Raw genomic sequence first — 394 nt, 5'->3', positions numbered from 1 at the left:
GTCAGGCCATCAATCGGGTTAGTGGTCAGGTCAAGCTTGTAGCTCACGACCTTATCCGCACCTTCAAGCGTGGTGAAGTCTCCGTCTTTGCTCACGCGTGTCGCGTCTGGGCTAGTGCCACTGGCTAAGTCATTCTCGTTGAGGATTAACGCCTCAGCCGATGCGATGTTCGGGCTATCATCGCCAATCGTAACAGGCAGAGTAATGCGGTCGGTGTCGCCATCGGTGTCGGTCGCCACCACTGTGAAATCAAAGCGTTCACTGTCGCTGTTAGCGTCATGGTCAATCGGACCTTTCAGCTCAAAGGTGTAGCTGCCATCAGGGCGTAACGTCAGCACAAACACATCGCCATCAGTGCTTGAAGCCGTGTACGTCGCCACACCATCGGCATCGA

Annotated in this window: 1 protein-coding gene (only partly in view); it reads right to left on the bottom strand. The window is 55.1% G+C overall.

The genetic code is table 11. The features are described 5' to 3' along the window. On the bottom strand, window positions 1-394 hold part of the coding region annotated (locus IX95_RS05640) for a retention module-containing protein (RefSeq protein ID WP_038157577.1) (this coding region is incomplete at its 3' end). 2929 nt of the annotated region lie beyond the right edge of the window; 394 of 3323 annotated nt are visible.

Source organism: Vibrio sp. B183 (assembly GCF_000740665.1).
GTDB lineage: Bacteria > Pseudomonadota > Gammaproteobacteria > Enterobacterales > Vibrionaceae > Vibrio > Vibrio coralliilyticus.
This window is presented reverse-complemented; position numbering and strand designations above follow the sequence as displayed.